The 221-nt window shown below is 67.9% G+C and carries 1 pseudogene; it reads left to right on the forward strand.

Features of this window, described 5'->3' with window-relative positions:
• Positions 1–221, forward strand: a pseudogene (locus N5079_RS35290) (hypothetical protein); the annotation flags it as partial.

Below are 221 nucleotides of genomic sequence, written 5' to 3' on the forward strand. Positions count from 1 at the left end.
TGGATCCCACCGACACCGAAGACGACTACGACCCCCACCTCAACGACAACAACCACGACAACGACAACGACGCCGACCAACCCAACGACGACAACCAGACCGACCAGCACGTCAACGACCACGACGTCGGCCAGCCCCACGGCGGCGGGGAGCAGCCAGGCGGCGGGGTCGGGGCGGGCACCTCCAAGGCCGCGCAGGCTGGTGTGGTGGCTGGCCTGTTT

It is taken from the genome of Planotetraspora sp. A-T 1434 (assembly GCF_025420585.1).
GTDB lineage: Bacteria > Actinomycetota > Actinomycetes > Streptosporangiales > Streptosporangiaceae > JAOEGB01.